Source organism: Micromonospora mangrovicola, assembly GCF_047200535.1.
GTDB lineage: Bacteria > Actinomycetota > Actinomycetes > Mycobacteriales > Micromonosporaceae > Micromonospora.
This window is the reverse complement of sequence record NZ_JBJZOG010000012.1, coordinates 64,711-90,323: the sequence shown is the minus strand read 5'-3', so window position 1 is coordinate 90,323 and position 25,613 is coordinate 64,711. Positions and strand designations below refer to the sequence as shown.

The window sequence follows — 25,613 nt, the reverse complement described above, 5'->3', positions numbered from 1 at the left end:
GCCTGCGGACACATCCGCCCGCGCGGGGCGGATCCCCGTCCGGGGCCTAGCGAAGGGGACTTGAATGACCGACACAACGCCACGTGCGCTGCGGTTCACCCTCTGGGCCCAGCGTCAGGCGCACGTCGTCCCGGCGCCGCTCCGCCGGCTGGCCGGACGCACCCTCCGGCAACTCGCCAGGCCCGGCACCGACACGTCGGGACCGAGCGAGGACTGGTCCGTCCCGCTGGTTCCCGGGCGAGCCGGCGGTGACCTGGAGGCACTCCAACCGGTCACCGTTGACACCGGTCCGGTGGAACCCGCGTCCACCGCCGAGGTCACCGAGCTCCCGCCGGTGCGTTGTGCAGTCGCCGTGGGTGTTCTCGACGTCGGCGGCGCGGAGGAGGTCGCGGCGTTCCTCGCCCGCCGGCTTCCCGCCCACCGCTTCGAGACCGTGGTCGTCTACGCGGACACGCGCCTGCCCGGACAGGAGGGCGAGGGGGGGCGGCTCGGCTCGATCCTCGCGGCCGAAGGCGTCGCGACCCAGCAGCTGACACCGGAGAACGCCGCGGCGTGGCTGCGCTCGTGGCGGCCCGACGTGATCAGCGCGCACAACGCCCGCGACTGGATGCTCGACGTGGCCACCGAACTCGGGGTGCCGTGGGTGGAGACGCTGCACGACATGCACCGCTTCTACCATCCCGATTCCTGGGTGCCGGAGCGCCAGCGGGCACAGCGGGTCTCCGCGCAGGTCGCGGTCAGCGACCTCGTCCGGCAGCAGTACCTCGCGCGTATCCAGACCTATCCCGGCGACCGCGTCGTAACCGTGCCGAACGGCGTGGACGGATCGCGTGTCCTGCTCATCGACCGAGACCGGGCCCGGGCGGCGCTGGGGCTGACGGACGAGTTCCTGTTCGTCTCCCTGGCACGGTACTGCCTGCAGAAGAACACTTTCGGCCTGGTGACCGCCTTCGGCGACGTGGCGGCGCAGCATCCGGAGGCGCACCTGTTGATGGCGGGCCGTGCCGACGACGACCTGTTGTACTACGAGCAGACCCGTCAGATCGCCGCGTCCTTGCCCGGCGCCGACCGGATCCACCTGCGTGGACACTGCGCCAACCCGTCGGCGCTGCTGGCGGCCGCGGATGCCTTTGTCCTCGACTCCTTCTTCGAGGGCTGGTCGCTGGCGTCGATGGAGGCCCTCGCGGCGGGCGTACCTGTCGTTCTCACCGACGTCGGTGGCGCTCGCGAGCAGTTGAGCGGCGGCCGGCGGGGTCATCTGGTGGCGAACCCGGCCGGGAACGCCGAGCTCGACTGGCAGGTGATCAACGGCCTTCGGTACCGGCCGCAGGGGAACCGCCCAGAGCTGGTCGCAGCCATGTCGTCGATGGTCCGTGACCGTGCGGCGTGGGCGGCTGCCCGCCAGCGTCTGCGCGACGAGGCGATCCGTCTATTCTCTCCGGCCGAGTCCCTCGCCGGGCACGCCCGGGTGTTACGTGCCGTAGCGTGCGGTGAGTCGGTGCGGACCCACGCCCCGAGGACCGACGTCGGTTAGGGGGACAACTAGCTCCGTCCACGTTGCCCGGTCAGCCACCCCCGCCGCGGAAGACCTCCGCGACCGTGCGCAGGACCACCTTGATGTCCAGCCAGAGCGACCAGTTCTCGACGTAGTAGTTGTCGAACCGGGCCCGGTCGGAGATCGGCGTGTCACCGCGCAGCCCGCTGACCTGCGCGAGCCCGGTCAGTCCGACCGGCACCCGGTGACGCATCGCGTAGTTCGGGTACTCGGCGGAGAACTTCTCCACGAAGTACGGCCGCTCCGGCCGCGGCCCGACCACGCTCATTTCGCCGCGCAGGATGTTCCAGAGCTGGGGCAGCTCGTCCAGCGACGTACGGCGCATGAACCGCCCGATCGGCCCGACCCGCCGGTCGTGCGCGATGGACCAGTTCGTCTGCGACTCGTGCTCGTCCGCCGGGCGCATCGACCGGAACTTGATGACCTGGAACGGCTTGCCGTACCGGCCGATCCGCTCCTGATGGAAGAAGACGCCCCGGCCGCCGTCGAGGAACGTCGCGGTCACGCAGAGCAGCAGCAGCGGGCTCAGCAGGAGCAGCGCCGACCCGGCGAGGACCACGTCGGAGGCGCGCTTGATGGCCCACCGCGGCCCCGTCAGCGTGGTGTCGCCGATGTGCACGATCGGGATGGCGCCGACGTGATCCGGGTAGCCACCCTGGGACCGGGAGCCCCAGAGGCGGGGCACTGCCCACAGGTCGCAGCGCGAGCTGCCCGGCCGGAGCAGCACCTCCATCAACGTCGACTCTCGACAGTTCGGGTCGGCGATGACCAGGACGTCGCACTCCAGCAGCCGGAGCAAATGCTCCAGATCGTCGAGAGTGCCGATCAGCGGCAGGCCGCCGGCCTCCGGCCGGGACGCCGTGTCGACGCAGCCGACGAACCGCAGCCCGTACTGCGGGTAACGGCGCAGCAGCCGGGCCAGCTCCGCGCCGATTGGGCCGCCGCCGACGACGATGGCGTTGTGCTCTAGCCACCGACGCTTCCTGGCGAAGATGGTGAGTTTACGGGTCACGCCCCGGCCGATGATCACCAGCGCCGCGGAGAGCGCGAGCCCGTGCATGAAGCCGCTGACGTATGGCACCGAGTCATGCCGGTAGGCCGCGATGATGGCCACGACCGCGCCACTGGCCAGCAGCCGGCCGCCAAGGCTCGGCAATTCGTCCAGGATGCTCAGATGACGGCGGGCCCGGTAGAGCCCACCGGTGGCGAAGACGGCCACTGTGAGAGCGGCGTTGGCCAGGGTTCCACGCCAGTAGTTCTGGGTCACCAGCAGCGGGGTCAGCAGTGCGGCGAGGTCGACCGGAACGGCCATCATCCAGGCCCGTAGCCAGCGGGTCCGCTGAGAGGCCCGGGAACTCGCGTACGGCAGCACCGCGGTGGTGTCGAGGCCGGGCCGTAGCGAGGCGGCGGTCGTGGGCTCGCCGGGCAGCCGGACGGGGAGCACCCCGAGCATCTCGTCCCCGCCGGTCGCCTCCCTCGGCGACGTCGTACCCGGTCGCGGCGGACCCGCGAGCGGTGCTGACACCGCAGCAGGGTCCCTTGTCGCCGATTGGCCTGACATGGTCGATCCTCCCCCGTGGCAGCCCGGGGCCCGTATCACGCAGGCCCCGGGCGATCGAAGGATACGACCGGGTCAGCCGTGCCACCAGAACCAGCACGACAATATGGGGTCCTACTTTTCGGCGGAAAGGATTTCCTGGACCGAGTCGCGACGGACCGCGTCGAAGAGTCCCTTGGCCTTCGCCGTGTCCGCGAACACCACGCTCTCGGTGCCCACCCTGCCGGTTCCCTTCACCGGGCAGGTGTAGAAGCCGAGGTTGCCACTGCGCAGGTGGCGCAGCTCCATCGCGAGGTCCACGAGGGACATCGACTTGTCCACCGCCACCGAGGTCGCGGTGGCCTTGACGAACGAGTTCAGCTTGGTGGGGCTGCTCAGCGTGCCGCCGGAGGCCGCCTTGTCGAGGATTGCCTTGATGACCTGCTGCTGGTGCTTGATCCGGGTGAAGTCGCCGTTGGCGAAGGCGTACCGCTCGCGGGCGTAGTCCAGCGCTGCGGCCCCGTCCATCGTCTGCCGACCCTTGACGAACTCCCGCCGGCCGTCCGGGTTCAGTGAGTGGGTCGAGGTGAAGCTCTGCTCGACGTCGATCTCGATGCCGCCCAGGGCGTCGACGATCTCCTTGAAGCCGGAGAAGTCGACCATCGTCACATGGTCGATGCGGACGCCGGTGAACTTCTCCACGGTCTGCACCATCAGCGGCACGCCGCCCCATGCGTACGCCGCGTTGATCTTGGCGTCCCGGCCGCCCCGGCCCTCCTTTGACCGCGGCACCGGCACCCAGGTGTCCCGGGGGATCGAGATGAGCTGGGCGCTCGACCGGTCCTTGGGCAGGTGGGCCAGGATGATCGTGTCGCTGCGCGAGCCACCGGTGTTCTCCGGGTCGCGGGAGTCGCTGCCCAGGATCATGATGTTCATGGCGCCCTTGGCCACGACCTGCGGACGCGACTCTTCGGGCACGTCGTTGAAGGCGTCAACCCGCGCGATGGAGTTGTTGACCGACCGATAGTAGAGCCCGCCCGCGAGAAGCCCACCACCGGCGAGCAGCACCGCCACGAGCAGCATGATCAGTGCGATACGGCGGCCGCGGCGGCGTCGGGGAGCCGGTTCGGCGTTCTCCTCCACCCCGTCCGGCTCCACTTCGGATGCCGGGAAGCGGGCGTCGGGGCCGGCGAGCTGAGGGCGATCTGACATGGTCGCGATGCTACTGATTCCTGTTCCGACGCGGGGACCCTCGTCCGGGTGGTCAGCCCCGGCCACCCGGACGGTGCATCGGAGACTTTTCTCGCCGTTGGTAACCCTGAGCTGGTACAACCACGCACGTGGACGCAACGAAGCTCCGGCGGGCCGTGGCCCGCACCCCGTTGGCACCGGTCGCCGCCTTCCCGAAGCGGCTCGCCAGCGTCGCCCGGCACGACGCCAAGGTGCTGCGCACCTCCGCCCGCTGGCTGTTCACCTCCCGCGAACATCACAACTACACGTACGACCTGACCGGACTGAGCCGCCAGCACCTCGCCTGGTTCGTCAGCGTGTCCTGCGACGTACCGGTCCGGCAGGTCCGGGGCTGGTTCGCCGAGCTGGAGGGCGACGACGAGTTGCGCCGGCACATCGAGGCCGCCACCGCCGCAGCATCCCGGCGCGGCCTCGCCGACCGGCAGGTCCGCTACGCCCGCCGGGTCGGCTGGTACGCCATCGTCCGCGCCCGCAAGCCCGCCCATGTCGTCGAGACCGGCGTCGACAAGGGGCTCGGCAGCTGCGTTTTGGCCGCCGCCCTGCTCCGCAACGCCGCCGAGGGGCACCCCGGCCGGCTCACCTCCCTGGACATCAACCCCGAGGCGGGCTACCTCGCCCGCGCCACCCCCTGGGCCGACGTGGTCGACCTGGTCATCGGCGACTCGGTCGCCTCGATCAACGCGCTCGACCGGCCCGTCGACCTCTTCCTGCACGACAGCGACCACAGCCGGGTCCACGAGCAGCGCGAGTTCGAGGAGATCGAGGCCAGGCTCGCCCCCGGCGCGATGCTGCTCACCGACAACGTCACCAAGACCAACGTCCTCGCCGAGCACGCCGAACGGACCGGACGGCGGTTCCTCGCCTACCGCGAGACCCCCGTCCGCCACTGGTACCCGGGGGACGGGATCGGCGTCGCCTGGTGACGGCCTTGTGCCCGGTCGACCTCAGGATTGATGATGACCGAAGCGGCACGTCACTGAAGGAGTCGCGATGACAGTGATCCATCACCCCCGGGTCGCCTGGGACACCGCCCGGGTGATCGTCGAAGCGATCCCCGACGAGCAGCTCTTCGCCTGGATCCGGCAGGAGCTCGGCGGCATCCTCGGAGCCTCCGCCCGGGACGCCCTCACCGAGACTCGCGACCGGCTGCGCCGCGCCGGTGACGCCCGGGTGCCGGTCGAGACCGGCCTGTGGCGGGTCCGGCTGGAGGACATGCTCCGGGAGCGGCCGGAACTGGCCGGGCAGGTGTCCTCCTTCACCGCCGTCGCCGTCGGCCTGCTCCGGGCCCGCGAGTCCTGAACCCTTGGCTTTCGCTCAGCGCGCTTGTCGGGTCCGCCGCCGCTCCGGCAGCATCGACCGGCAGGACCGCCGGCAGCGCCCCCGGACCCGCCGTCTTGGACGCCGCCGTCGCGCCGGCCACTGCCGAGGCGGTACGCGCCGGTGGCGGCTGACCGGCCCGGGGACCAGCGGTGCCGGGGCCGGTCGTCGGCCAATCAGGCCCCCGCGTCGGCCAGGTCCAGCCACAAGAAGACCTCGTCCCGGTCGTCGCCCGGGCCGATCCGCAGCGCCGCCGGCAGCCGCCCGACCTCGCGGTAGCCGAGCCGGCGGTAGAACGCCTCCAACCCCTGGCCGCCCCGGACCGTGACGTGCAGCGCCGACCAGCCCAGATCCGGCGCGCGCCGCGCCGCTTCGCGCATCAGGTCGCGGCCGTAACCCCGGCCCTGGGTGTTCGGGTGGACCATGACCCGCTTCAGCGTGCCCCAGTGGGACTTCAGGCGGAAGCGGTTGTCCGCGAGGACGAGCACCGCCACCGGGCGGTCCCCCGCGTAGCCGACCAGCAGCCGGTCCGGGCCGTCGGTGACGTCGGTGAAGGTCCGCTCGGCGACCGGCCGGACCTCGGCCGCGCTCACCGGAGCTACGAAGCCGACCGCGCCGCCGGCGTTGGTGACGGCCACCCACAGATCGACGAGCTGCTCGCGCAGGGCCGGGGTCAGCTCGGGGTCGAGAATGAAGCGCAGGTCCACGCCCGTCATCTTCGGGGGAGTGGCGTGGCGTGCACCCGCCTTCGTGATCCTCACGACAACGCCGTCGGTGCGGGAGAGGGGAGTCGAACCCCCACGTCCTTTCGGACAATAGGACCTAAACCTATCGCGCCTGCCATTACGCCACTCCCGCGGACCTGCTGAGTCTAGAGCGTCGAGCCTCCGGGGTGGTGAGGCCAGCTTCCTTGAGGATCAGCAGGACGTTCGATGACCGATCACGGGCGGTGTGCGGCAGGTTCAGTCGAGTCCGAGGTCCCGGCGCAGCTTGGCGACGTGGCCGGTGGCCTTGACGTTGTAGAGCGCCCGCTCGACCTTCCCGTCCTCGTCGATGACGAAGGTGGAGCGGATCACGCCGGTGACGGTCTTCCCGTACAGCTGCTTCTCGCCGTACGCGCCGTACGCGCTCAGCACCGCCTTGTCGGTGTCGGCGACCAGCGGGAAGGTGATGGCGTCCCGGTCGCGGAACTTGGCCAGCTTCTCCGGCTTGTCGGGCGAGATGCCCACCACCTCGTAGCCGGCGGCCTGGAGCGAGGCGAGGGAGTCGCGGAAGTCGCAGGCCTGCTTGGTGCAGCCGGGTGTCATGGCGGCCGGGTACGCGTACAGGATGACCTTGCGGCCGCGCAGGTCGGCCAGGGAGAGTGTCCCGCCGCTGTCGGTCGGGAGGGTGAACTCGGGGGCGGGGTCGCCGGTCTTGAGGCGGTCGGTCATGGCGGTGACGATACCGCCGCCGGGTCCGGTCGGTCGGGTGGCGACGCGCCGCCCTCGTGATGATCACCATGCCTTGTTGCAAGGGATTGGCAACAACGGTCGGCCGCAAATAGGCTCAGCGAGTGGAAACCCTGGCGATGCACATCTCGAACGGGATCATCGACGGTCCCGTCGCCGCGATCTTCGCGGCGCTCGCGCTCGCCGTGCTCACCTTCTGTGTGCTGCGCGGGCGCCGCGACCTGGACGACCGGCTGGCGCCGATGGCGGGCCTGGTGGCCGCGTTCATCTTCGCCGTGCAGATGCTCAACTTCCCGATCTTCACCGCCGGGGTCAGCGGCCACCTGCTCGGCGGCGCGCTCGCCGCGCTGCTGGTCGGCCCCTGGGTCGGGACGCTCTGCGTCGCCGTGGTGCTGGTCGTGCAGGCTCTGGTCTTCGGGGACGGCGGGGTCGCCATGCTCGGCCTGAACATCACCAACATGGCGATCATCGGCACCGCCGCCGCGTACCTGCTGATCGCGTTGCTGCTGCGGGCGCTGCCGCGCACCAACGCCGGCCTCGCCGTCACCGCCTTCGTCGCCGCGCTGGTCAGCGTGGTGGTCGCCAGCCAGGGCTTCGTCCTGGAGTACTGGCTGGGCGGCACCACCGACCTCGGCGGCAACCTGGCCGGGCTGGCCGGCACGATGGCCGGCTTCCACGTGCTGATCGGCATCGGTGAGGGCCTGATCACCGCGACCACCGTGGTCACCGTCGCGAAGGTCCGCCCCGACCTGGTGTACGCGCTGCGCGCCCTGAGGAAGCCGGCCGCGCCGGCACCCGCCGTCCCGGTCCCCGGAGGTGCCCGATGAGCCGGCGTTCCTGGCCGTTCGTCCTGGGCGGCCTGCTGGCCGCCCTGCTGCTCGCCGGTGTGGCCAGCAACTACGCCTCCCCGCACCCGGACGGGCTGGACTCGTCCCTGTTGCAGGGCTGCACGGTGAACGCCGGGGGGGAGATCACCGGCGGCAGCTGCCCGGCCCAGCAGACCCGGAACCATGAGCTGTCCGACAGCCCGCTGGCGGGCTACGGCGTCCGGGGGGTCGGCAACGGGTTCCTCTCCACGGGGCTCTCCGGAGTGCTCGGCGTGCTGCTCACCTTCGCCCTCGGCGGCGGCCTCTTCTGGCTGGCCCGCCGCCGCGGCGGCCCGGCGTCGTCCGGTCCGGCGGACGACGACACGGCCGCCCCGGCGGCTGACGAACCGGCCGGCCCGGGCGCCGACGACCAGCCGGTGGCGCGTGCCGGCAGCGCCGGCTGAGGGGGTACGCGACCGATGGGTGCCGGGCACGCGCACGTCCTCTACCGGGAGTCCACCTCCCCGGTGCATTGCCTTCCACCCGAGGTGAAGATCGCGGCGATGGTGCTGTTCACCGTCGCGGTGGTCGCCACCCCGCGCGAGGCGTACTGGGCGTTCGGCGGGTACGCCGGGCTGGTCGCCGCCGTGGCCGCGCTGGCCCGGGTCGGCCCGCGCTGGCTGCTCGGCCGGGCGTTGATCGAGCTGCCGTTCGTGCTGTTCGCGTTCGCGCTGCCGTTCCTCGGCACCGGGGACCGAATCGAGCTGGCCGGGCTGAGCCTCTCCGTGGACGGGCTGCACGGCGCGTGGAACATCCTGGCCAAGGGCACGCTCGGCGTACTCGCGTCGCTCCTGCTGGCGGCGACCACGACGACGCGTGACCTGATCGTCGGCCTGGACCGGCTGCACTGCCCGCAGGTCCTCACCCAGATCGCCACTTTCATGCTGCGTTACCTGGACGTGCTGGTGGGCGAGGCCCGGCGGATGCGGGTGGCCCGGGTGTCCCGGGGCGACGACCCGCGGTTCCTCTGGCAGCTGCGCGGTTTCGCGGCCGGGGTGGGGGCGCTGTTCCTGCGGGCCTTCGAGCGGGGCGAGCGGGTCTACCTGGCGATGGTGTCGCGCGGCTACACCGGGCGGATGCCGGCGGTCCGGCAGGGTGTGGGCGCGGCCACCGCCGGGCAGTGGGCGGTCGCCGCGACGGTGCCGGCGATCGCGGGCACCATCGCCGCCGTCTCGGTCGTGCTGACATGATCGGGTACGTGCAGCAACCGCCCTCCCTGGACGTCCGTGGCGTCCGGTACGCGTACCCGGACGGTCACGTCGCCCTGCACGAGGTGGATCTGACGGTGCCGCGCGGCGACCGGGTGGCGCTGCTCGGGCCGAACGGCGCCGGCAAGACCACCCTGGTGCTGCACCTCAACGGCATCCTGACCGCGACCGGGGGGACGGTCAGCGTGGGTGGCCTGACGGTCAGCCGGGACCGGGAAACCCTCGCCGAGGTCCGTCGCCGGGTGGGCATCGTCTTCCAGGATCCCGACGACCAGCTCTTCCTGCCCACGGTCGCCGAGGATGTCGCGTTCGGCCCGGCGAACCTGGGGCTGCGCGGGGCGGAGCTGGCCGCCCGGGTCGATGAGGCCCTCGCCGCGGTGGGGATGAGCGAGCACCGGGACCGGGCCCCGCACCACCTGTCGTTCGGCCAGCGCCGCCGGGTGGCGGTGGCCACCGTGCTCGCCATGCACCCGGAGATCCTGGTCCTCGACGAGCCGTCGTCGAACCTGGACCCGGCGGCGCGGCGGGAGCTGGCGGAGATCCTCCGGGACCTCCCGGTGACCCTGCTGATGGTCACCCACGACCTGCCGTACGCGGCGGAGCTCTGCCCCCGCTCGGTGATCCTCGACGCCGGCCGGATCGTCGCCGACGCCCCCACCCTCGACCTGCTGGCCGACGAGGAACTGTTGGCGCGGCACCGCCTGGAACTCCCCTACGGCTTCCACCGTCCCTAAAGGCTGAGGATGGGTTGTGCAGGCTCAGCCGCGTGCCCCGAACGGTGTTGGGCACACTGGTCCCCCGCGTTCGCTCCGCATCCGGCGCCATCGGATCGTGTCCGTGGTCCGGGAATGTGGGGGCGGGTTCCCTCACGCCTGCGGGTGCCAGGTCCGGTCTGGGCGGTCCGATGCCCGCGACGTTCGCTCTGGTCGTCGTGGGGCGGTGCCGTCCGTCGCCGGATCGGGTGCCCGAGGGCGCGTCGTCCAATCGCGACGCTGGCGGCGTCGTGACGGGTGGTCTTGCGGTTGGTGCTGGTCAGTGGGCGCTGCCAATGCTGGGCGCCCCATTGGGAGGTGTAGGCGGGATCGACAGCGACGACGGTGATGCCCAACTCGGCCGTCATGGCGAGGAGTCGGGACCGTAGCTTGGCCACTGGCATGCCGGAGATGAGCTTGCGGAACTGCTTGCGGTGGCCGTGCTTCTCCCGCGTCGTCTGTGCTGCGAAGTCGAGGTCTTCGATCGCGATGCTCAGCTCGTGCCTCTTGGCCCAGTGCAGAAGCCGGATCAGGGCGTGTCGCACCTGCGCGTCGCGATGGTCGGCGTTGCTGGACAGGTCGTAGAAGAAGCGGCGCGGGACACCCACTGGATTGCCGTGCTTGTCCAGGCGCCAGGCGGCGAGATGGTCGGCGTTCGTATCCACACCGATGATCCCGTTCAGCCTGGCAGTGGCCAGCGGTGTGGTCCGGGACGGCGGGATCGTCCACGAGGCGGTCAGGTACCAGCGGCACCTTTCCACGTCTTCGTGGATGCGGTACGCCACTGCCCGGTTGGCAGTGACGCGGTCACGCCAGGCATCGCCGCGGTGCGGGAACGACACCTTCGCGGCGAGCACGTACCGGCCGTGCTCCGCGTTGGCCAGGTGCGCCAGCGGGGCCGGGAGCTTGACCGACACCGCGCCGTCGCAGGTGACGCGGATCGTCTCGTTCCCGTACCGCTTCCCCGACTCGCCGTCGGCCTGCAGGAACCGCCGTTGCGCCTGCCACCGCTGCCGCCACTGGGCCTCGCTGAGCCGGGCGGCGTCGAGGTTGTGACGGTTGCGCAGCAGCCGCTTCCCACCCCGCACGACACGGACCCGGCCCGCGGCGCGGTCGTCGCGCTCACGCTCAAGCCGGTCCTGGAGCACATGCAGGCGCCGGGATTTGGCGAACCACTCCTGTGCGGTGCGGTAACCGCCCGGAGCCCGCCCGCTGCCCTTCTCGCAGAGCGGCAGCGACAGACGGTGCGCGATCGTCTTGATGCCGGCTTCGAGTCCCTGGATGTGGGCAAGCTGAGCGCGACGCGACAGCGCCCACTGATCGTGCGTGGCCTTCGTGATCGACCCGGCCCAACGGGAGGACGACTCCCGGGTCAGGGCACGTTTCCGCCCGGCCCACGCGTCGGTGTCGTGGTCCAGACCGGTCACGCAACGAGCCTTGAGATCCCTCCCGGCGAGCGCGCCGAGATGATCACCGACCAGCCGCAGAACCTTCTCATCCTCACCGGTGAGGCCCTTGAGCCGGTCGCGGATCGCGACACCGGACGGGCCGAGCGCGACGAACGGCGCACCGATCGGGCGCAGGTCAGCCATGCTGGGCGGCTTCCAGCGCCTTTTGCGCCCGGTTGCGAGCCGAGCGGCGGCCATACCGGCGAGCGCAGAATGCGGTCAGCACCTCCACCATGTCCCGCACCAGATCGTCGGCAACCTCGCCATCATCAAGGACGACCAAGCGGCGGCCATGCGCCGACAAAGCGGCCTCAACCAACTCCACATTCATCCACCCAAGGCGGTCCTTGTGCTCCACCACCACGGTGGTCACGTCCGGATCGGCGAGGAGGCGACGGGCCTTACTGCGGCTGCCGTCCATCCCGGAGCCGATCTCCGCCTCAATACGCACGACGCGGTGGCCGGCCTTCACAGCCCAGGCCGACAGCCGGGCGACCTGGCGCTCCAGGTCAGACTTCTTATCGTGTGAGGACACACGGGCATACAAGCCCAGCCCACCGACACCTTCCACAGCGGTGTTCGCTTCGACGTTCACCAGTATGGTGCGCGGCCCAACACGCTGAGCGGGCACGGGAAGCGTCCTGTTACGAAACCAGCGATACGCCGTGTGAGGACTAATCCCCTGCGCCCGCGCCCACTCAGTCAAATTCACCCGAAGATCATAACACCACTAAAATAATCTGTTGCACGCTTATGCACAGTCATCCGATAACACCCCGACACCTCTCCCCGCCCCTGACCCGGGCCGCTGGTCGGTCCACGTCCGCCGCCGGCCGCCGGATTACTTCGCAAGATCGTGCTCGATCCTGGATCTGGTGGTCAGCAAGCGATCAGGAGGGCACTACATCCGGGATGGAGGGCGATCATGGCCGGCTGTGCGCCCGGCGGGGCTGGCCCCGAGGGAGTCAGCGGGGGACGGGGGTGGCGGGGTGGGGCGCCGGCGCCATCGGGCGGCGGGTACTGCGGGCGGCGGTGTGCAGGCGGAGGAGGCCGGCGGCTGCCGCGCCGGTCCCGGTGGCCAGGACCAGGGTCACCAGGACCCGGGCGAGCCCGGCTGGCCAGGGCGTCGGCACCACCGAGCGGGACAGCACGGCCAGGTTCGCCGCCCCGGCGAAGAGCGCCAGGCAGGCCCCGGCGAGGGCGAGCGCGAAGTCGGCGGCCGGGCGGCGGGCCAGCGCGTACCCGCCCGCGGCGATCGCGCCGAGCCCGGTGAGCAGCGCCCACGTCTGGCCGCTGAGCAGGCCCAGTAGCAGCCCGCCGACGCCCTCGGCGCCGGCGTCCAGCGCCCGCCCGACGGTGAACGTGACGGCGGCCAGGCCGCCGAGGGCGAGCAGGGCGCCGACCCCGCGCAGCGCCCGTGCCCCGGCCACGGTGCCGGCGGGGACGACGCCGGCCGCGCCGAGGAGCAGGGAGCCGAGCGCGGCGGCCAGCCACCAGGGGTACGCGTCCGGCGGCGGCACCCAGTCCAGGGTGCCGTGCACCTCGATCGTCCGGTCGCCGTCGCGCAGCGGCACCACCCAGTCGCGGATCCGCTGCTGCCGGGTCGGGTCCGCGGTGACCTGGGCGGGCGGGTCGGATTCCAGCCACCGGGTCCGCTGGTCGTGCCAGCGGGCCGACCGGTCGTCCGAGAGCTTGCGCCAGACCGGCGTCGCCGCCGGGTCGGCCTCGGGGGAGAGCTGGGTGTCCCCGGTGATGGTCCGGTTCAGGTAGGTGGCGGGTGAACGGGTGTTCTCGTACACCCCACCGGGCCCGATCCGCAGGTACGGCTCCCCGGAGTAGCCGAGTACCTCGACGTCCCGACCGCTGCGGTTGGTGACCTCCAGCCGGGCCCCCGCCTCGACGATCCGCGCGGTGAGCCCGGGCCGGGGCGGGGTGAGCGCGGTGACCTCGGCCCGGTAGTCGGTGCCGTCTGGCGCGTCCGCGCCGTGTGCCAGGGCCGGGCCGGCCGAGGCGAGCAGGGCGGCGAGCGCGGCGGTGACCATCAGCCCCGCCCGCCGCAGTGCTACCTGGATCACTTGCCGGCAGCCTCCACCGCCGCCTTGATCCCGTCGGGGGTCTTGTCCTGGATCTCCTTGCCGTTGACCTTCACGGTCGGGGTGCCGGTGACGCCGGCCTTGCTTGCCTCGTCGGTCACGTGCTCGGTCCACGACTTGTACGTGCCGTCGTTGACGCAGGAGCCGAAGTCGTCCTTGTTCAGCCCGACACCCGCGCCGATGTCGATCAGCTCGGCGTTGCTCAGCCCGGCGCTGTTCTCCGGCGGCTGCTTGGCGAAGAGCTGGTCGGTGAACTCGGGGAACTTGCCGCCCTTGGCGGCGCAGCCGGCGGCCGCCGCGGAGCGGGTGGAGTACTCGGTGGTGGAGAAGCGGTTCAGGAAGACGACCGGGTGGAAGACGACCTTTGCCTTGCCGTCGCTGACCAGTTGCTTGATGGTTGCGCCGCTGACCTCCTGGAACTGCTTGCAGACCGGGCACTGGTAGTCCTCGTACAGGTCGATGGTGACCGGTCCGCTGCCCTCGACGATGCCCGTGCCGTCGGCGTTGGCGCCGGGTGGGGCGGTGAAGCTCGTCGGCTTCTGGCTGGAGTAGACGGCCCAGCCGATGCCGCCGGCGATGAGCAGCACCAGCACCGCGGCGACGGAGGTCCAGAGGGTCCGCTTGCGTCGCTTCTCCCGGGCGATCTGCTCCCGGACCACCCGGGCCGCGTTCTTCTGCCCCTTGCGACTACTCATCCTCGCCCTCCACGGGTGGTTCGCCCGCCAGCCAGCCGTCCACGGAGAACGGGGTGCGGGGCCAGATCAGCAGGAACCCGGCCAGTACCAGGAATCCCAGGTCCCGGAGGATCTCCGGGAGATAGCTCGGGGCTTGGCCGGCGGCGAGTTGGCCGCCGCTGCCGAAGCACCCGCAGTCGATGGCCAGGCCACGTCCCCAGGCCGAGGCGATGCCGGTGATGAAGATCACCAGCAGTGCCGTGGAGATGCCGGCGGCCAACCGGGTGGCCAGCCCGACCAGCAGGAGCACGCCGAGCGCCAGCTCCACGAAGGGCAGCGCGGCCCCGATCACGGCGGCCACGTCGTACGGCATCACCTGGTAGGCGTTGACCGCCCGGCCGGCGGCGCCCAGGTCACCGACCTTGGAGCCGCCGGCGATCAACCACACGGCGGCCAGCCCGAGCCGGGCGGCGGTGCCGAGCCACGGCCGGAGGATCGTCCAGCGGGTGGCCCGGGTGCGAACTGTGCTCACGGTTGTTTGTCGTTGGGGAGCCGCCGACGGTTCCATGGTCATCCGGCCAGTGCGTCGCCGACGGCGTCGACCAGGTCGCCGCGGGCCCGCGCGACGCGGGAGCGGATGGTGCCCACCGGCACCCCCTCCACTGCGGCGGCCTCGGCGTACGACAGGCCGAGCAGTTGGGTGAGCACGAACGCGCCGCGCCGCTCCGCGGGGAGCCGGCGGACCAGGTCGGCCGCACCGAGCTGTCCGGCCGGGTCGGGGTACGGCCGGTCGGTGGCCGCGTGCGCGGCGAGCCGCTCGTCCAGCCGCCGCCGACGGACCACCGTGCGCAGGTGGTCGGCGCAGGCCCGCCGGGCGATGCCGAGCAGCCAGGTACGTGCGCTGGAGCGCCCCTCGAACCCGGGCAGCGCGCGGAACGCCCGCAGGTACGTCTCCTGGGTGAGGTCGTCGGCGCTGTCCGGGTCGACCAGCGCGGCGGCGAAGCGCCACACCTCTGCCTGGGTGCCCCGGACGAAGGCGGCCTGTGCCCCCGGATCGCCGGCCCGGGCGGCCAGCGCCCAGTCGGTCACCCGGTCCCGCGCGGCGTCGGGCGCCGCCGGACGGCGGTCGGCGGTGGTGTCGCGCGGGCCGGGGATCACGACAGACGAGGTTACGCGGCGTACCTGGGTGGGACAGGGCCCTTCGGCCCTTTCCGTGGTCCGGCCCACGCCGGGAACTTTCCCGGCCCGCCTTCCGACTACCCGCTCATGACGTGCGACGTACGCGTGGCGCGCTCCGCGGCTCTGGTGGGGCAGGAGCGACCGGCGCCGGCCGGGGCCCTGGACGGGTACGCCTCGTCCGGCGCGGGTCGCCGCTTCCGGCCGGCCCCGGCCGCCCGGGTGACCCGGCTCGCCCGGGCGCGGGTGGAGGACGTCGCCGACCCGGCTTCCGCCGTGCTCGCCGGGCCGGGCGGCCGGGCCGCCCCGGTGTGGGCGGGCCTGTTGCCGGCGTGGGGACGCAGCGGCGGGCGGCCGGCCGGCGGCCGGCGCGTGACGTTCGCCGCAGGACGGGGATGAGGCGGGTTCGCCGGCCGTCGGGCGGTCGGGAAGCATGATGCTCATGACTGCTGCCGTACGCCGCCGGCCCGGGGCCGCCGCCGATCGTCGCCGGGCCGACCGGCATGCCGCCGCCGATCGTCGCCGGGCCGACCGGCGCGCCGCCGCCGACCGCCGCTGGGCCGCCCGGCTGGGCGCCGCCGCCGGCCTGCTGGTCACGCTCGTCGCGCTGCTGCTCGCCCCGGCCACCCCGGCCAGCGCCCACGCGGTGCTGCTGAGCACCAGCCCGACCGCCTCGTCCGTGGTGTCCAGCGGGCCGTCCGAGGTGGTGTTGACCTTCAGCGAGGGGGTTCGGGCGGTGTCCGGCAAGATCCGGGTGATCGCCCCCGACGGGTCGCGCGCGGACCGGGGCGAGCCCAGCGTCAAGGGTGCGGTGCTGACCATCCCGGTGGACGCCACCGCCCGCGGCACCTACCTGGTCACCTACCGGGTGATCTCGGCCGACAGCCACCCGGTCCCGGGCGCGTTCACCTTCTCCGTCGGCGCCCCGTCCACCCCGCCGACCGACTCCGGCACGGACTCCCGACTCAACCCGGTGGTGGACAACGCGGTCAAGGTGGCCAACTACCTCGGCTACCTCGGGCTGCTGCTGCTGATCGGCCCGGCGCTGGTGCTGGCCGCGCTCTGGCCGCGCCGCCTGCCCCGGCGCGGCCCGGCCCGGCTGGCCTGGTCGGGGCTGGGCCTGCTGGCCTTCGCCACCCTCGCCGACCTGTGGTTGCAGGTGCCGTACACCAACGGCGGCGGCCTGTTCGACGTGACCGGCTCGGGCCTCGGCGACGTGCTCGGCAGCGCGTACGGGACGACGCACCTGGTCCGGCTGGGCCTGCTCGCGGCGGCGGCGTTCCTGCTCCGGCCGCTCTTCGCCGGGCCGATCGGCCGCACCGACGGGATCATCCTGGCCGTGCTCGGCGGCGCGGCGCTGTTCACCTGGCCCCTCGCGGGTCACCCGTCGGCCTCGCCGGCGCCGGCGGTCTCGGTGGTGGTGGACGCGGTGCACCTCGGCAGCATGGCGGTCTGGCTGGGCGGCCTGGTGATGCTCGCGGCCTTCCTGTTGCGCCGGGCCGACGAGCGTGAGCTGGACGCGATCCTGCCGATCTGGTCCCGCTGGGCGGCCCTGGCCGTGGCGGCGCTGCTGCTCGCCGGCACCGTGCAGGGGCTGATCGAGGTGGCCACGCCGAAGGCATTGGTCGACACCACCTACGGGCGGCTGCTGCTCGCCAAGATCGTGCTGTTCGCGCTCGTGATCGCGGTGGCCGCGTACTCCCGGTCGCTCGTGCGCGGGCGGACCGCCGCCGGCCGGCCGGGCACGATGCGCCGGGCGGTGCTGGTCGAGCTGGTGATCACCGCGGTGGTGCTCGGCCTCTCGGCGACCCTGGTGCAGACCACGCCGGCCCGGACCGCCTCCGCCGAGGTGGCCGGCGCGCCCGACGGCTACTTCTCCGCCACGCTCAACAGCCCCCTCTACTCGTTGCAGGTGGAGGTGGACCCGGCCGAACGCGGCAACAACTCGGTGCACCTCTACGCGTACACCAAGGACAACCGGCCGCAGCCGGTCAAGGAGTGGAAGGTCACCGCCGCGCTGCCGTCGGCCGGGATCGAGCCGATCGAGGCCCCGCTGCTGCCGCTCAGCGACAACCACGCCACCGGGGAGATCAACCTGCCGGCGGCGGGGCAGTGGCAGCTGCGCATCACCGTCCGCACGTCGGACATCGACCAGGCCACGGTGACCGCCACCGTGCCGATCAAGTAACGGAAGGCATCCCGACCCATGATCCGTATCCGGCGTTCCGCAACCACCGCCGCGCTCACCCTCACCGCCGTCGCCACGGCGGTGCTCGGCCTCGCCGGGGCCGCGTCGGCGCACGTCACGGTCAACCCGGAGGAGGCCACCCAGGGCGGCTACGGCCGCTTCGCGTTCCGGGTGCCGAACGAGAGCGACACCGCGTCGACCACCAAGATCGAGGTGGTGCTGCCGGAGAACGCCCCGGTCGGCTCGGTCTCCACCATGCCGGTCGCCGGATGGACGGTGCAGGTGGAGAAGCGCAAGGTCGATCCGCCGATCGAGGTGCACGGCAGCCAGCTCACCGAGGCGGTGTCGAAGCTGACCTGGACCGCGGCCGCCGGCGGCGGGGTCAAGCCGGGCGAGTTCCAGGAGTTCCCGGTCTCCATGGGCCCGCTGCCGCAGGCCGACAAGATGGTGTTCAAGGTGCTCCAGACCTACTCGGACGGCAACGTGTCGCGCTGGATCGAGGAGCCGACGCCGGGCCAGGAGGAGCCGGAGAACCCCGCCCCGGTGCTCACCCTGACCGCCGCGTCGGCGTCCGCCTCGCCGGCCGCGAGCGCCCCGGCCGCCGCGTCCGACGGGGACGACGACTCCGGCTCGGGCACGGCGACCGCCTTCGGGGTCGCCGGCCTGATCGCCGGCCTGGCCGGTCTGATCCTCGGCGGGCTGGCCTTCCTGCGTACCCGGCGGGAGCCGACGCCGAAGCCCTGACCCGCCCCGTCGCCGCCGGCCCGTCGGATCGTCCGGCGGGCCGGCGGGCTTTTTACGGTCCTTGCGGTGCCTGCCGTGGATATCCGGCGATTGTGCGGCCGGCGTCGGTAAGGTCGGCCGGGTAATTTGGCTACCGAAGGGGACGACGCGGATGCGTTTCGTGCGGACGATCGCCGGCATGCTGCTGTTGGCCGTGGGGATTCCGGTGCTGCTCGCCGGCACCGGTCTCTGGCTGGCCGCCCGGCACGCCGACCCGGACGGCGGGTTCGGCGCCCGCTTCGAGACGGTCCGCACCCCGGGTCAGGCCGTGCTGGTCAGCGACGTGGACCGCCTGCTCCGCGAGGAGGCCCCGTTCGCCCGCGCCGGCCAGGCCCGGCTGCGGCTGACCGCGCGGACCGCCGATGGCCCGGCCTTCCTCGGCCTGGCCCCGACCGACCAGGTGGGACGCTGGCTGGCCGCCGTGCCGCACGCCACCGTCCGCCGCGTCGCGCTGGCCCGCGGCCCGCTGCCCGTGCGGGTGGAGCCGGCCGGCCCGGCCACCGCCGGCGTCGCCACCGCCCCGCTGGAGCAGGACTTCTGGGTACGCGAGGGGATCGGCATGCTCGAGTGGAACCCGGCCGAGTTGGCCGGTCGCCCGCTGAGCCTGGTGGTGATGCGGCCGGACGGGCGGCCCGACCTGGCCCTGGACCTGCGCGCCGAACTGCGTGCCGGCTGGTTCCCCGGGGTGGCGTGGGCGCTGCTGGCCGGCGGGATGCTGCTGCTGGTGCTCGCCGTGGTGCTGCTGCTGCGGCCGGTCCGCCCGCGGGAGGTGGTCTTCGTCGTCGAGCCCGACCAGGTTCCGGTGCTCGCCGGGCGGCTCGGGGTCAGCTCGCTGAGCGGGCTGGGCTCCCGGGAAGACCGCGTGGACCTGGCCGAGCGGCAACTGGTCGCGGTGGGGTCGGGGCATGCCGAGCGGCCGCGGGCGGCCATCGGCCCGGTGCCGAGCCGCCGCCCGGAGACCCTGGCCGACCTGCCGGACTGACCGGCGCGGGCCCGGCCGGCGACCGCCCCGGCCGTCGGGGATGGACCGTCCCGGGCGGACGGTCGGCGCCTGGTCCCGCCCGGAACGGCGGTGGCCCTCCGCGCTGCCGACGCGGAGGGCCACCGTCACCGGGGGAATCGGTGCTACCTGGGAGAAACTTGAGGTAGTTGAGACCAGATTAGCGCCGAAGGCTGCTGCTCGCGACGTCTGTCCATTTGGTGCAAGTTTCAGGCTGCGTCGGGCTGCGCCCGCCGGACCCGTCGGGACGGCAGCGCCGCCAGCAGCAGAAGGCTGAGCAGCACGTACGCGTTGCGGGCGACGAACGGGCCGAGGCTGTCGGTACGCGTCGGGGCGATCCCCCAGTCCAGAAAGGTCACCACCCCGTAAATGATCACGAAGGCGGTGCCGGCCGCGAGGGTCAGCAGCCAGCGGCGGCGCCGGCCACCCGGCACCGTGCCCGGGCCCGTGTCCAGCGCGGTGTCGACCAGCACGACCACTGCCGGGATGAACCAGTACAGGTGGTGGGTCCAGGTGATCGGGCTGACCAGGCCGCCGACCAGACCGGTCAGGGTGATCCCGGCCAACTCGTCGCCGGCGTTCGCCGCGCGGGCCGCCCGCCACAGCCCGTACCCGGTGATCGCCAGGACCAGCAGCAGCCAGGGCAACTGGCTGGGCTTCTCCGGGGCGGTGATCCGGCTGAGCAGGCCGAACAGTGACTGGTTCCCGGTGTAGTCGGTCCGCCCCACCCGGTCGGTCGCCCACAGCTCGTGGGTCCAGAACCGCCACGAGTCGCGGGGTGCCACCGCCGCGGACAGCAGGGTCGCCGCCGTCGCGGTCGCGGAGGCGACGATCGCCGCCCGCCAGCGCCGGGTGGCCAGCAGGTAGAGGATGAAGATGCCGGGGAAGAGCTTGAGCGCCGTCGCCAGCCCCACGCCCACCCCGGCCCAGCGCCGCCCCCCGGGTACGGCGAACAGGAGGTCGGCCAGGATCAGCACCACCAGCAGCATGTTGATCTGGCCGAAGGTGATGGTCTCCCGGGTGCTCTCCACCGCGAAGACCAGCAGCACGGCGACGGTGAGGGTGAACAGCCGGGGCAGGTCGTGCCGCTCGATCACCGGCGTCACCAGCCACCGCGTCGTGACCAGCACGCCCAGCAGGGTCAACGCCGTGAAGATCACCACGGTGGCGCCCAGCGGCAGCAGGGCGAACGGTCGCAGCAGCAGCGCCGCGAACGGCGGGTAGGTGAAATAGAGCGCGCCCTGCACCCGGTCCGGCTGCACGTAGTCGTAGAGCGGGTGGCCGGCGGACCACCAGTCCATCGCCCGCATGTAGATCTTCAGGTCGAAGAAGTTGTGGACCCGGCCCGGCCAGTAGAGCGCGGGTAGCACCGCCGCGATCGCCACCACCGTGACGAGCCGGCGGGCCGTGCGGCCGCCCGGGTCGTCGTCGGTGACGGCGGGCGGTGCGACGGGTTCGGCTGGCACGGGGAAACCCTAGCGGTCCACGTCGGCGACAGTGCCGAGGCGCGGGCGGGTCGGCGACGCGTAGTCTGGTCCGGTGGCTGATCTTCTCGTCTGGATCGACTGTGAGATGACCGGGCTGGACCTCGGGCGTGACGCGCTGATCGAGGTCGCCGCGCTCGTCACCGACCCCGACCTGAACGTGCTGGGGGAGGGCGTCGACGTGGTCATCCACGCCGACGACGCGGCGCTGGACGGGATGCCGGAGATCGTGCGGACCATGCACGCGAAGTCCGGGCTGACCGAGGAGGTGCGCCGCTCCACGGTCACCCTCGCCGAGGCCGAGGACATGGTCCTCGACTATGTCACCAGCCACGTCAAGGACCCGCGTACCGCGCCGCTGTGCGGCAACTCGATCGCCACCGACCGGGGCTTCATCGCCCGCGACATGCTCCGCCTCGACGCGCACCTGCACTACCGGATGATCGACGTCTCCTCGATCAAGGAGCTCTGCCGTCGCTGGTACCCGCGGGTGTACTTCGGGCAGCCGCAGAAGGGGCTGGCCCACCGCGCCCTGGCCGACATCCGGGAGAGCATCCGGGAGCTGGAGTACTACCGGCGGACCATCTTCGTCCCGCTGCCCGGTCCGGACGTGGACAGCGCCAAGGCGATCGCCGCACAGCTCTGAGCCCCGCCCGGCGGCCGGGCCGGAACCCGCTGGACGGGGTCGGCGGTGGTGTGGCTATTATTAGTCCGCACCCCGCCCGGCTGGCCGGCGCGGAGAGCGTGGTGGCTGTAGCTCAGTTGGCAGAGCACCGGGTTGTGGTCCCGGTTGTCGTGGGTTCAATTCCCATCAGTCACCCCAGTCACGAAGCCCCTCCCTCGGGAGGGGCTTCCGGCGTTTCCGGCCCCGGGAACGCCGCGGCCCCTCCCGAGGGAGGGGCCGTCACGACCAGGGAGCGTGGATCAGGGGGTCGGCTCGGTGCTCGGCTCCGCGTCCGGGCTGGCGTCGTCGCCGGCCTGCTGCGGCTCGTACGGCAGGGCGCTGCCCTTGACGTACTCGTCCCAGCTCATGTTCCAGTCGGTCCAGCCGTTGCCGTTCTGCAGCTTGCGCTCGGTGCCCTTGACAGTGATCGGGTCGCCGATCCGGGTGTTCGCGAAGAGCCAGGCGCCGTCCTTCATCGAGACGTTCACGCAGCCGTGCGAGACGTTGACCTTGCCCTGCACGCCCTCGGACCAGGGCGCCGCGTGGATGAACTCGCCGCCCCAGGTGAGCCGCTGGGCGAAGTCGATGTCGGTGCGGTAGCCGTCCTCCGGGCCCAACTCCTCCAGGGTGTCGAAGACCGTCTTGCGGAGCTTCTCGATCACCACCATGGTCCCACTGGACGACGGGGTGGTCTTCTTGCCGAGGCTCACCAGGATCTTCTTGACGACCTGGCCGTCCTTGGTGACCGTCATCGTCTTGGTGCGGTTCTCCACGGTCATCACGAAAGACGGACCGATCTTGATGTCGACGGTGATGTCGGAGCGGCCGTACCAGCCGTCGCCGAGCGGCAGTCCGCCCGCCTGCACCCGGTACGTCACGGTGCTGTCGGCCTGCCAGAACTCCTTCGGCCGGTAGCGCACCTCGGTCGGGCTCACCCAGTGCCAGATGCCCTCCTGGGCCGGCTTGGCGGTGACCGTCATCCGGCGCTGCACGTCGTCGCGGTAGTCCTCCGGGATCGCCCGGCTGAACCTCACGATCAGCGGCATGCCCACACCGACCACCTGGTTGTCACCCAGGAAGCTGCTGATCCGCACCTGCTTGCCGGGCTTGGCCATGGTGGTGAAGGTGCTGGTCGCCGTCGCCGGCTTCCCGTCGTCACCGGTCGCGGTCACCGTCGCGGTGTACGTCTCGCCGTACTCCAGGGCGCCGTCGGGGAGCCACGTCTTCCCGTCGGCCTGGAGCTCGCCCTCGACGTCCTTGCCCGCGGAGTCCTTGAGCTCGACGGCGGACTCCTGCGCCTCCTTCGTGGTGAAGGAGATGGCGGTGGAGGCCGGCACGTCCTTGGCGTCGGCTGCGGGCTCGGTGATGGTCGCGGCCGCCTTCGGACCGCTGTCCCCGCCCCCCTCCCAGCTCGGCCCCTTGTCCCCGCCGTCGCTGGTGCAGCCGGCGGTCAGGGCCAGCGCGGCGGCGAGCACGGCGGCCGCGAACCCGCGGCGTCGCCGGCCGCTCCGGGCGGTGCCCGACCGGATCAGCTCGTCCTGGCTAGCTCGCATCATTCCCTCGCAGTCGTGGTCCCTGGTCCCATCGTTCACTAAAGACGCACCGGTACGGATACCCGTTGCTTGAAGTGAACCGAAACACCCCACCCGCGATGTAACGATTCTGGTACCGTGACGCGCTTTGTGAGTGGGGCTCGCGTCTCTTCCGGCGGCGGGCGGTGACCGAGATCACCTCCGGGTCGTGAGCCGTTGATCTCAGAGGGCCGCCGCGTCGCCACCGTCGGGTACCGGCAGCGCACTGCCGGCGACGAACTCCGGCCAGCTCATGCTCCATGCCGTCCAGCCGTTGCCCGGGGCCAGCTTCCGCTCGGTGCCCCGGACGGTGACCGGATCGCCGATCATGGTCCGGGCGAACAGCCACTTCGCGTTCGCCGTCGAGACGTTCACGCAACCGTGCGAGACGTTCCGGTTCCCCTGGGCGCCCACCGACCAGGGGGCCGCGTGGATGTACTCGCCGCCCCAGGTCAGCCGCTGGGCGAAGTCGATCTCCGTGACGTACTGGTTGTCGGGGTCCGGCTCGTCCCGGGTGTCGAAGACCGTCGACTCCTTCTTCTCCATCACCACCATGGTGCCGCTGGAGGAGGGGGTGCTCTTCTTGCCGAGGCTGACCGGCATGGTGCGGACCAGCGCGCCGTTCTCGTACACCGTCATCCGCTTGGTCGCGTTGTCGACCTTCATCTCGAAGGCGCGGCCGATCTTCGCGGCCGCGGTCCGGTCGACGTTGCCGTAGCGGCCGTTGCTCAGCGGGATGCCGGCCAGCGCCAACCGCACCGTGATGGTGGTGCCCGGCTGCCAGTACTCCGGTGCGCGGTAGTAGGCCTGCGTGCCGTTGGCGAGCCAGTGCCAGGCACCCGGCTGCGGCGGGTCCGTCCGCACGAACATCCGCTTCTGCACCGCGGCGCGATCCTTCTTCGGGATGCCCGGGGAGAACTCGGCCACCACGGGCATCGCCACCCCGTACGTCCGGTCGCTGAACAGGTAGAGGCCCGAACCGATCATCGACTTCGGCTTTGCCATCGTGGTGAAGGTGCTGCTGCCCTCGTAGGTCCGGCCGTCCGGGCCGGTCCCGGTGACCGTGGCGGTGTAGCGGGTGTCGTACTTCAGCGGGGCGGACGGCACCCAGGACGAGCCGTCCCGGCGCGGCCGGCCCTCGACCGCCTTGCCGTTCGCGGCCGTCAGGACGACCTCCGACACCTTCCCGCCGCCGGGGATCTTCGCGCTGATCTCGGTGCTGACCGGGCGGCGGCCCGCCCCGTCGGCGGGGCTCACCTCCAGCGGCGACGGGGGGCCTTCCGGTACGCCCGTCGCGACCGCCGACGCGGTCGCGGCCGGTGCCGCCGCGTCCACGAACGTCGGCTTCTGCCGGTCGTCGTCCCCGCATCCGGTCAGTGCCAGCGGCGCCGTCAGGACCAGGACGACCACCATCGCCCCGGCCCGCGCGAACCTGCCCATCCCCACCCCGTTCTCGCGTGCCTGGCGGACATGGTGCCGTATCACCGTCGTCACTCCCGGCCCGTGCTGGGAGGTTTGTGATTGCTTGTCCGCTAAGCCTGGCCGAAGGGAGGAGCCCGGGATCTGATTGGAGGGCCGGTCCGCAGGCGTGCTAATCTTCTCCCCGTTGCCGACGAGCGCCGCTAGCTCAACTGGCAGAGCAGCGGACTCTTAATCCGCGGGTTCGGGGTTCGAGTCCCTGGCGGCGCACCAGCAAGAAGCTGCGCGTTCTTCCCTCAGGGAAGGGCGCGCAGCTTCTTTCTTGGCCCCAGGTGAGACCGAAGGGAAACCAGCCGTCCCGGTCGCCGTATCCGGCACCCGGCGCTCCCGTGCGCGTGCCGCCCCGCAGCAGGCCGTACGGTGCCGGGGCGATCGGGGTCGTTCCAGGGTCATCGAAACGGGTCCTTCCGGGTGCGCGCGGAATCCTGCGCCCTTTCATGCCTCCTGTGCGCCCTTCGGCGAACCGGGCTCACCGTTCGGCCCGTCGCCGAAGGCGCCCACAACCGTCCCCCGGCGACCGGCAGCCCACTCCTCGGCGAGAATCGCGAAGATCAGCTCGTCGTGCCATTTCCCGTCGAAGCGCACGCACTGGCGCAGGTGGCCCTCCTGCCGCAGCCCGAGCCGGCGCAGCCCGCGTACGGCCGCCGCGTTACGGGCATCGGTGCGCGCGGTGACCCGGTGCAGCCCCAGCCGGTCAAAGGCCAGGCCGAGCAATGCCTCTGACGCTTCTCGCGCGTAGCCGTGCCCCTGCCCGGCCGGATGCAGGATCGCGCCGAACTCGGCATGCCGGTGCTCCACACTCGTCCAGCACAGATCGACTTCGCCGATCATCCGGCCGGTGTCCCGCCGCTCCACCGCCAGGACGAGGTAGTCGTTCTCCGCGGCGAGCGTGTTCATGGTGAGGCGGGCGTTGATCACCTCCCGGACCTCGTTTCGGCTGGCGGCCGGCCAGTAGAGGTGACGGAGCACGTCGGGACAGGTGCGCATCTCGTACAGGTCGTCGGCGTCATCCGGCCGGAACGGGCGCAGCAGCAGTCGAGGTGTCGACAGTGGTTCGGTGACGGCGAGCATCCCTCATGCTGACCCCGCCGTCATCGCCGCGCGAGGCGTTTTCGG

The 25,613-nt window shown here is 72.0% G+C and carries 26 protein-coding genes and 3 tRNA genes; 14 read left to right on the top strand and 15 right to left on the bottom strand.

The annotated features are described in order from the left end of the window. The first annotated feature begins 64 nt into the window (after window positions 1–64). Window positions 65–1,534, top strand: coding sequence for a glycosyltransferase (locus ACL02O_RS07950; protein ID WP_412817323.1), 1,470 nt, complete (start codon window positions 65–67; stop codon window positions 1,532–1,534). A 31-nt stretch (window positions 1,535–1,565) separates the two neighbouring features. Here ACL02O_RS07950 and ACL02O_RS07945 read toward each other — a convergent pair whose 3' ends face one another. Both ACL02O_RS07945 and ACL02O_RS07940 read right to left on the bottom strand, forming a co-directional pair. Further along, on the bottom strand, window positions 1,566–2,870 hold the full coding sequence (locus ACL02O_RS07945; protein WP_412817335.1) for a sugar transferase: 1,305 nt from the start codon (window positions 2,868–2,870) through the stop codon (window positions 1,566–1,568). 357 nt (window positions 2,871–3,227) lie between these two features. Continuing rightward, window positions 3,228–4,304, bottom strand: a complete 1,077-nt coding sequence (locus tag ACL02O_RS07940; RefSeq protein ID WP_412817322.1) for an LCP family protein — start codon at window positions 4,302–4,304, stop codon at window positions 3,228–3,230. A 128-nt stretch (window positions 4,305–4,432) separates the two neighbouring features. Between ACL02O_RS07940 and ACL02O_RS07935 the strand changes: the two genes are divergently transcribed. Further along, window positions 4,433–5,266 (top strand): class I SAM-dependent methyltransferase, encoded by an 834-nt coding sequence (locus ACL02O_RS07935; protein ID WP_412817321.1) that lies wholly within the window; start codon window positions 4,433–4,435, stop codon window positions 5,264–5,266. 67 nt (window positions 5,267–5,333) lie between these two features. Next, complete coding sequence (locus tag ACL02O_RS07930) at window positions 5,334–5,642, top strand: hypothetical protein (RefSeq protein ID WP_412817320.1); 309 nt, start codon at window positions 5,334–5,336, stop codon at window positions 5,640–5,642. Between the two features lie 194 nt (window positions 5,643–5,836). On the opposite strand, the gene ACL02O_RS07925 is transcribed toward ACL02O_RS07930, so the two are convergent. The 3 genes from ACL02O_RS07925 to bcp all read right to left on the bottom strand — a co-directional run bounded on the left by ACL02O_RS07925 (window position 5,837) and on the right by bcp (window position 7,093). After that, window positions 5,837–6,367 (bottom strand): GNAT family N-acetyltransferase, encoded by a 531-nt coding sequence (locus ACL02O_RS07925; protein ID WP_412817319.1) that lies wholly within the window; start codon window positions 6,365–6,367, stop codon window positions 5,837–5,839. 68 nt (window positions 6,368–6,435) lie between these two features. Further along, window positions 6,436–6,518 (bottom strand) — tRNA-Leu (locus ACL02O_RS07920). Window positions 6,519–6,622: 104 nt separating this feature from the next. Next, entirely contained in the window at window positions 6,623–7,093 is a 471-nt protein-coding gene (bcp, locus tag ACL02O_RS07915; RefSeq protein ID WP_412817318.1) for a thioredoxin-dependent thiol peroxidase, read from the bottom strand. Window positions 7,094–7,215: 122 nt separating this feature from the next. On the opposite strand from bcp, the gene ACL02O_RS07910 reads away from it, so the two are divergent. The 4 genes from ACL02O_RS07910 to ACL02O_RS07895 are packed head-to-tail and all read left to right on the top strand — an operon-like array spanning window position 7,216 to window position 9,919. Next, the gene (locus tag ACL02O_RS07910) at window positions 7,216–7,938 is read left to right on the top strand and encodes an energy-coupling factor ABC transporter permease (RefSeq protein ID WP_412817317.1); all 723 of its coding nucleotides are present in this window, start codon (window positions 7,216–7,218) and stop codon (window positions 7,936–7,938) included. Further along, window positions 7,935–8,381 carry a PDGLE domain-containing protein gene (locus ACL02O_RS07905; RefSeq protein WP_412817316.1) on the top strand — a complete coding sequence of 149 codons (447 nt, stop codon included), beginning with the start codon at window positions 7,935–7,937 and terminating at the stop codon, window positions 8,379–8,381. Before ACL02O_RS07910 ends, ACL02O_RS07905 begins: the two co-directional genes overlap by 4 nt. Window positions 8,382–8,396: 15 nt before the next feature. Next, window positions 8,397–9,167 carry a cobalt ECF transporter T component CbiQ gene (gene cbiQ / locus ACL02O_RS07900; protein WP_412817315.1) on the top strand — a complete coding sequence of 257 codons (771 nt, stop codon included), beginning with the start codon at window positions 8,397–8,399 and terminating at the stop codon, window positions 9,165–9,167. Beyond that, window positions 9,164–9,919, top strand: coding sequence for an energy-coupling factor ABC transporter ATP-binding protein (locus ACL02O_RS07895; RefSeq protein WP_412817314.1), 756 nt, complete (start codon window positions 9,164–9,166; stop codon window positions 9,917–9,919). The genes cbiQ and ACL02O_RS07895 overlap by 4 nt, the downstream gene beginning before the upstream one ends. Here the strand turns inward: ACL02O_RS07895 and ACL02O_RS07890 are convergent. The 6 genes from ACL02O_RS07890 to ACL02O_RS07865 all read right to left on the bottom strand — a co-directional run bounded on the left by ACL02O_RS07890 (window position 9,916) and on the right by ACL02O_RS07865 (window position 15,310). Continuing rightward, window positions 9,916–11,529 (bottom strand): hypothetical protein, encoded by a 1,614-nt coding sequence (locus ACL02O_RS07890; RefSeq protein WP_412817313.1) that lies wholly within the window; start codon window positions 11,527–11,529, stop codon window positions 9,916–9,918. The two genes, ACL02O_RS07895 and ACL02O_RS07890, sit on opposite strands and share 4 nt — an antisense overlap. Further along, window positions 11,522–12,097 (bottom strand): IS607 family transposase, encoded by a 576-nt coding sequence (locus tag ACL02O_RS07885; protein WP_412817312.1) that lies wholly within the window; start codon window positions 12,095–12,097, stop codon window positions 11,522–11,524. Before ACL02O_RS07885 ends, ACL02O_RS07890 begins: the two co-directional genes overlap by 8 nt. A 253-nt stretch (window positions 12,098–12,350) precedes the next feature. Then, complete coding sequence (locus tag ACL02O_RS07880) at window positions 12,351–13,460, bottom strand: hypothetical protein (RefSeq protein WP_412817311.1); 1,110 nt, start codon at window positions 13,458–13,460, stop codon at window positions 12,351–12,353. After that, window positions 13,457–14,173, bottom strand: a complete 717-nt coding sequence (locus ACL02O_RS07875) for a DsbA family protein (RefSeq protein WP_412817310.1) — start codon at window positions 14,171–14,173, stop codon at window positions 13,457–13,459. The genes ACL02O_RS07880 and ACL02O_RS07875 overlap by 4 nt, the downstream gene beginning before the upstream one ends. Further along, window positions 14,166–14,684 carry a MauE/DoxX family redox-associated membrane protein gene (locus tag ACL02O_RS07870; protein ID WP_412817309.1) on the bottom strand — a complete coding sequence of 173 codons (519 nt, stop codon included), beginning with the start codon at window positions 14,682–14,684 and terminating at the stop codon, window positions 14,166–14,168. The genes ACL02O_RS07875 and ACL02O_RS07870 overlap by 8 nt, the downstream gene beginning before the upstream one ends. A 38-nt stretch (window positions 14,685–14,722) precedes the next feature. Then, a complete protein-coding gene (locus ACL02O_RS07865) occupies window positions 14,723–15,310 on the bottom strand; it encodes a sigma-70 family RNA polymerase sigma factor (protein ID WP_412817308.1) in 588 nt (195 codons plus the stop codon). Between the two features lie 126 nt (window positions 15,311–15,436). On the opposite strand from ACL02O_RS07865, the gene ACL02O_RS07860 reads away from it, so the two are divergent. The 4 genes from ACL02O_RS07860 to ACL02O_RS07845 all read left to right on the top strand — a co-directional run bounded on the left by ACL02O_RS07860 (window position 15,437) and on the right by ACL02O_RS07845 (window position 19,281). Next, on the top strand, window positions 15,437–15,727 hold the full coding sequence (locus ACL02O_RS07860) for a hypothetical protein (RefSeq protein ID WP_412817307.1): 291 nt from the start codon (window positions 15,437–15,439) through the stop codon (window positions 15,725–15,727). Between the two features lie 43 nt (window positions 15,728–15,770). Next, window positions 15,771–17,516 (top strand): copper resistance CopC/CopD family protein, encoded by a 1,746-nt coding sequence (locus ACL02O_RS07855; protein ID WP_412817306.1) that lies wholly within the window; start codon window positions 15,771–15,773, stop codon window positions 17,514–17,516. 18 nt (window positions 17,517–17,534) lie between these two features. Beyond that, window positions 17,535–18,260 carry a YcnI family copper-binding membrane protein gene (locus tag ACL02O_RS07850; RefSeq protein ID WP_412817305.1) on the top strand — a complete coding sequence of 242 codons (726 nt, stop codon included), beginning with the start codon at window positions 17,535–17,537 and terminating at the stop codon, window positions 18,258–18,260. A 151-nt stretch (window positions 18,261–18,411) separates the two neighbouring features. Further along, window positions 18,412–19,281 carry a hypothetical protein gene (locus tag ACL02O_RS07845; protein WP_412817304.1) on the top strand — a complete coding sequence of 290 codons (870 nt, stop codon included), beginning with the start codon at window positions 18,412–18,414 and terminating at the stop codon, window positions 19,279–19,281. A gap of 227 nt (window positions 19,282–19,508) precedes the next feature. Here the strand turns inward: ACL02O_RS07845 and ACL02O_RS07840 are convergent, their stop codons facing one another. Beyond that, complete coding sequence (locus ACL02O_RS07840; protein ID WP_412817303.1) at window positions 19,509–20,765, bottom strand: glycosyltransferase 87 family protein; 1,257 nt, start codon at window positions 20,763–20,765, stop codon at window positions 19,509–19,511. 73 nt (window positions 20,766–20,838) lie between these two features. Here ACL02O_RS07840 and orn point away from each other — a divergent pair, with 73 nt between their 5' ends. Together orn and ACL02O_RS07830 are read left to right on the top strand one after the other, a co-directional pair. Next, window positions 20,839–21,429, top strand: coding sequence for an oligoribonuclease (orn, locus tag ACL02O_RS07835; RefSeq protein ID WP_412817302.1), 591 nt, complete (start codon window positions 20,839–20,841; stop codon window positions 21,427–21,429). A 101-nt stretch (window positions 21,430–21,530) separates the two neighbouring features. Next, window positions 21,531–21,606, top strand: a tRNA-His gene (locus ACL02O_RS07830). A 101-nt stretch (window positions 21,607–21,707) separates the two neighbouring features. On the opposite strand, the gene ACL02O_RS07825 is transcribed toward ACL02O_RS07830, so the two are convergent. Together ACL02O_RS07825 and ACL02O_RS07820 are read right to left on the bottom strand one after the other, a co-directional pair. Next, the gene (locus ACL02O_RS07825; protein WP_412817301.1) at window positions 21,708–23,000 is read right to left on the bottom strand and encodes a L,D-transpeptidase; all 1,293 of its coding nucleotides are present in this window, start codon (window positions 22,998–23,000) and stop codon (window positions 21,708–21,710) included. A gap of 201 nt (window positions 23,001–23,201) precedes the next feature. After that, window positions 23,202–24,458: a L,D-transpeptidase gene (locus ACL02O_RS07820; RefSeq protein ID WP_412817300.1), complete on the bottom strand. Its 1,257-nt coding sequence runs from the start codon at window positions 24,456–24,458 to the stop codon at window positions 23,202–23,204. A 176-nt stretch (window positions 24,459–24,634) separates the two neighbouring features. Here ACL02O_RS07820 and ACL02O_RS07815 point away from each other — a divergent pair. Next, window positions 24,635–24,710 (top strand) — tRNA-Lys (locus ACL02O_RS07815). A gap of 222 nt (window positions 24,711–24,932) precedes the next feature. On the opposite strand, the gene ACL02O_RS07810 is transcribed toward ACL02O_RS07815, so the two are convergent. Then, window positions 24,933–25,568 carry a GNAT family N-acetyltransferase gene (locus tag ACL02O_RS07810; RefSeq protein ID WP_412817299.1) on the bottom strand — a complete coding sequence of 212 codons (636 nt, stop codon included), beginning with the start codon at window positions 25,566–25,568 and terminating at the stop codon, window positions 24,933–24,935. Window positions 25,569–25,613 lie beyond the last annotated feature (45 nt).

Coding starts and splice junctions, on each gene's coding strand:
- ACL02O_RS07950 (WP_412817323.1), top strand. CDS start 65: ATGACCGACACAACGCCACGTGCGCTGCGGTTCACCCTCTGGGCCCAG.
- ACL02O_RS07945 (WP_412817335.1), bottom strand. CDS start 2,870: ATGATGGCCGTTCCGGTCGACCTCGCCGCACTGCTGACCCCGCTGCTG.
- ACL02O_RS07940 (WP_412817322.1), bottom strand. CDS start 4,304: ATGTCAGATCGCCCTCAGCTCGCCGGCCCCGACGCCCGCTTCCCGGCA.
- ACL02O_RS07930 (WP_412817320.1), top strand. CDS start 5,334: ATGACAGTGATCCATCACCCCCGGGTCGCCTGGGACACCGCCCGGGTG.
- bcp (WP_412817318.1), bottom strand. CDS start 7,093: ATGACCGACCGCCTCAAGACCGGCGACCCCGCCCCCGAGTTCACCCTC.
- ACL02O_RS07905 (WP_412817316.1), top strand. CDS start 7,935: ATGAGCCGGCGTTCCTGGCCGTTCGTCCTGGGCGGCCTGCTGGCCGCC.
- cbiQ (WP_412817315.1), top strand. CDS start 8,397: ATGGGTGCCGGGCACGCGCACGTCCTCTACCGGGAGTCCACCTCCCCG.
- ACL02O_RS07895 (WP_412817314.1), top strand. CDS start 9,164: ATGATCGGGTACGTGCAGCAACCGCCCTCCCTGGACGTCCGTGGCGTC.
- ACL02O_RS07890 (WP_412817313.1), bottom strand. CDS start 11,529: ATGGCTGACCTGCGCCCGATCGGTGCGCCGTTCGTCGCGCTCGGCCCG.
- ACL02O_RS07875 (WP_412817310.1), bottom strand. CDS start 14,173: ATGAGTAGTCGCAAGGGGCAGAAGAACGCGGCCCGGGTGGTCCGGGAG.
- ACL02O_RS07855 (WP_412817306.1), top strand. CDS start 15,771: ATGACTGCTGCCGTACGCCGCCGGCCCGGGGCCGCCGCCGATCGTCGC.
- ACL02O_RS07850 (WP_412817305.1), top strand. CDS start 17,535: ATGATCCGTATCCGGCGTTCCGCAACCACCGCCGCGCTCACCCTCACC.
- ACL02O_RS07845 (WP_412817304.1), top strand. CDS start 18,412: ATGCGTTTCGTGCGGACGATCGCCGGCATGCTGCTGTTGGCCGTGGGG.
- ACL02O_RS07825 (WP_412817301.1), bottom strand. CDS start 23,000: ATGCGAGCTAGCCAGGACGAGCTGATCCGGTCGGGCACCGCCCGGAGC.
- ACL02O_RS07820 (WP_412817300.1), bottom strand. CDS start 24,458: ATGGGCAGGTTCGCGCGGGCCGGGGCGATGGTGGTCGTCCTGGTCCTG.
- ACL02O_RS07810 (WP_412817299.1), bottom strand. CDS start 25,568: ATGCTCGCCGTCACCGAACCACTGTCGACACCTCGACTGCTGCTGCGC.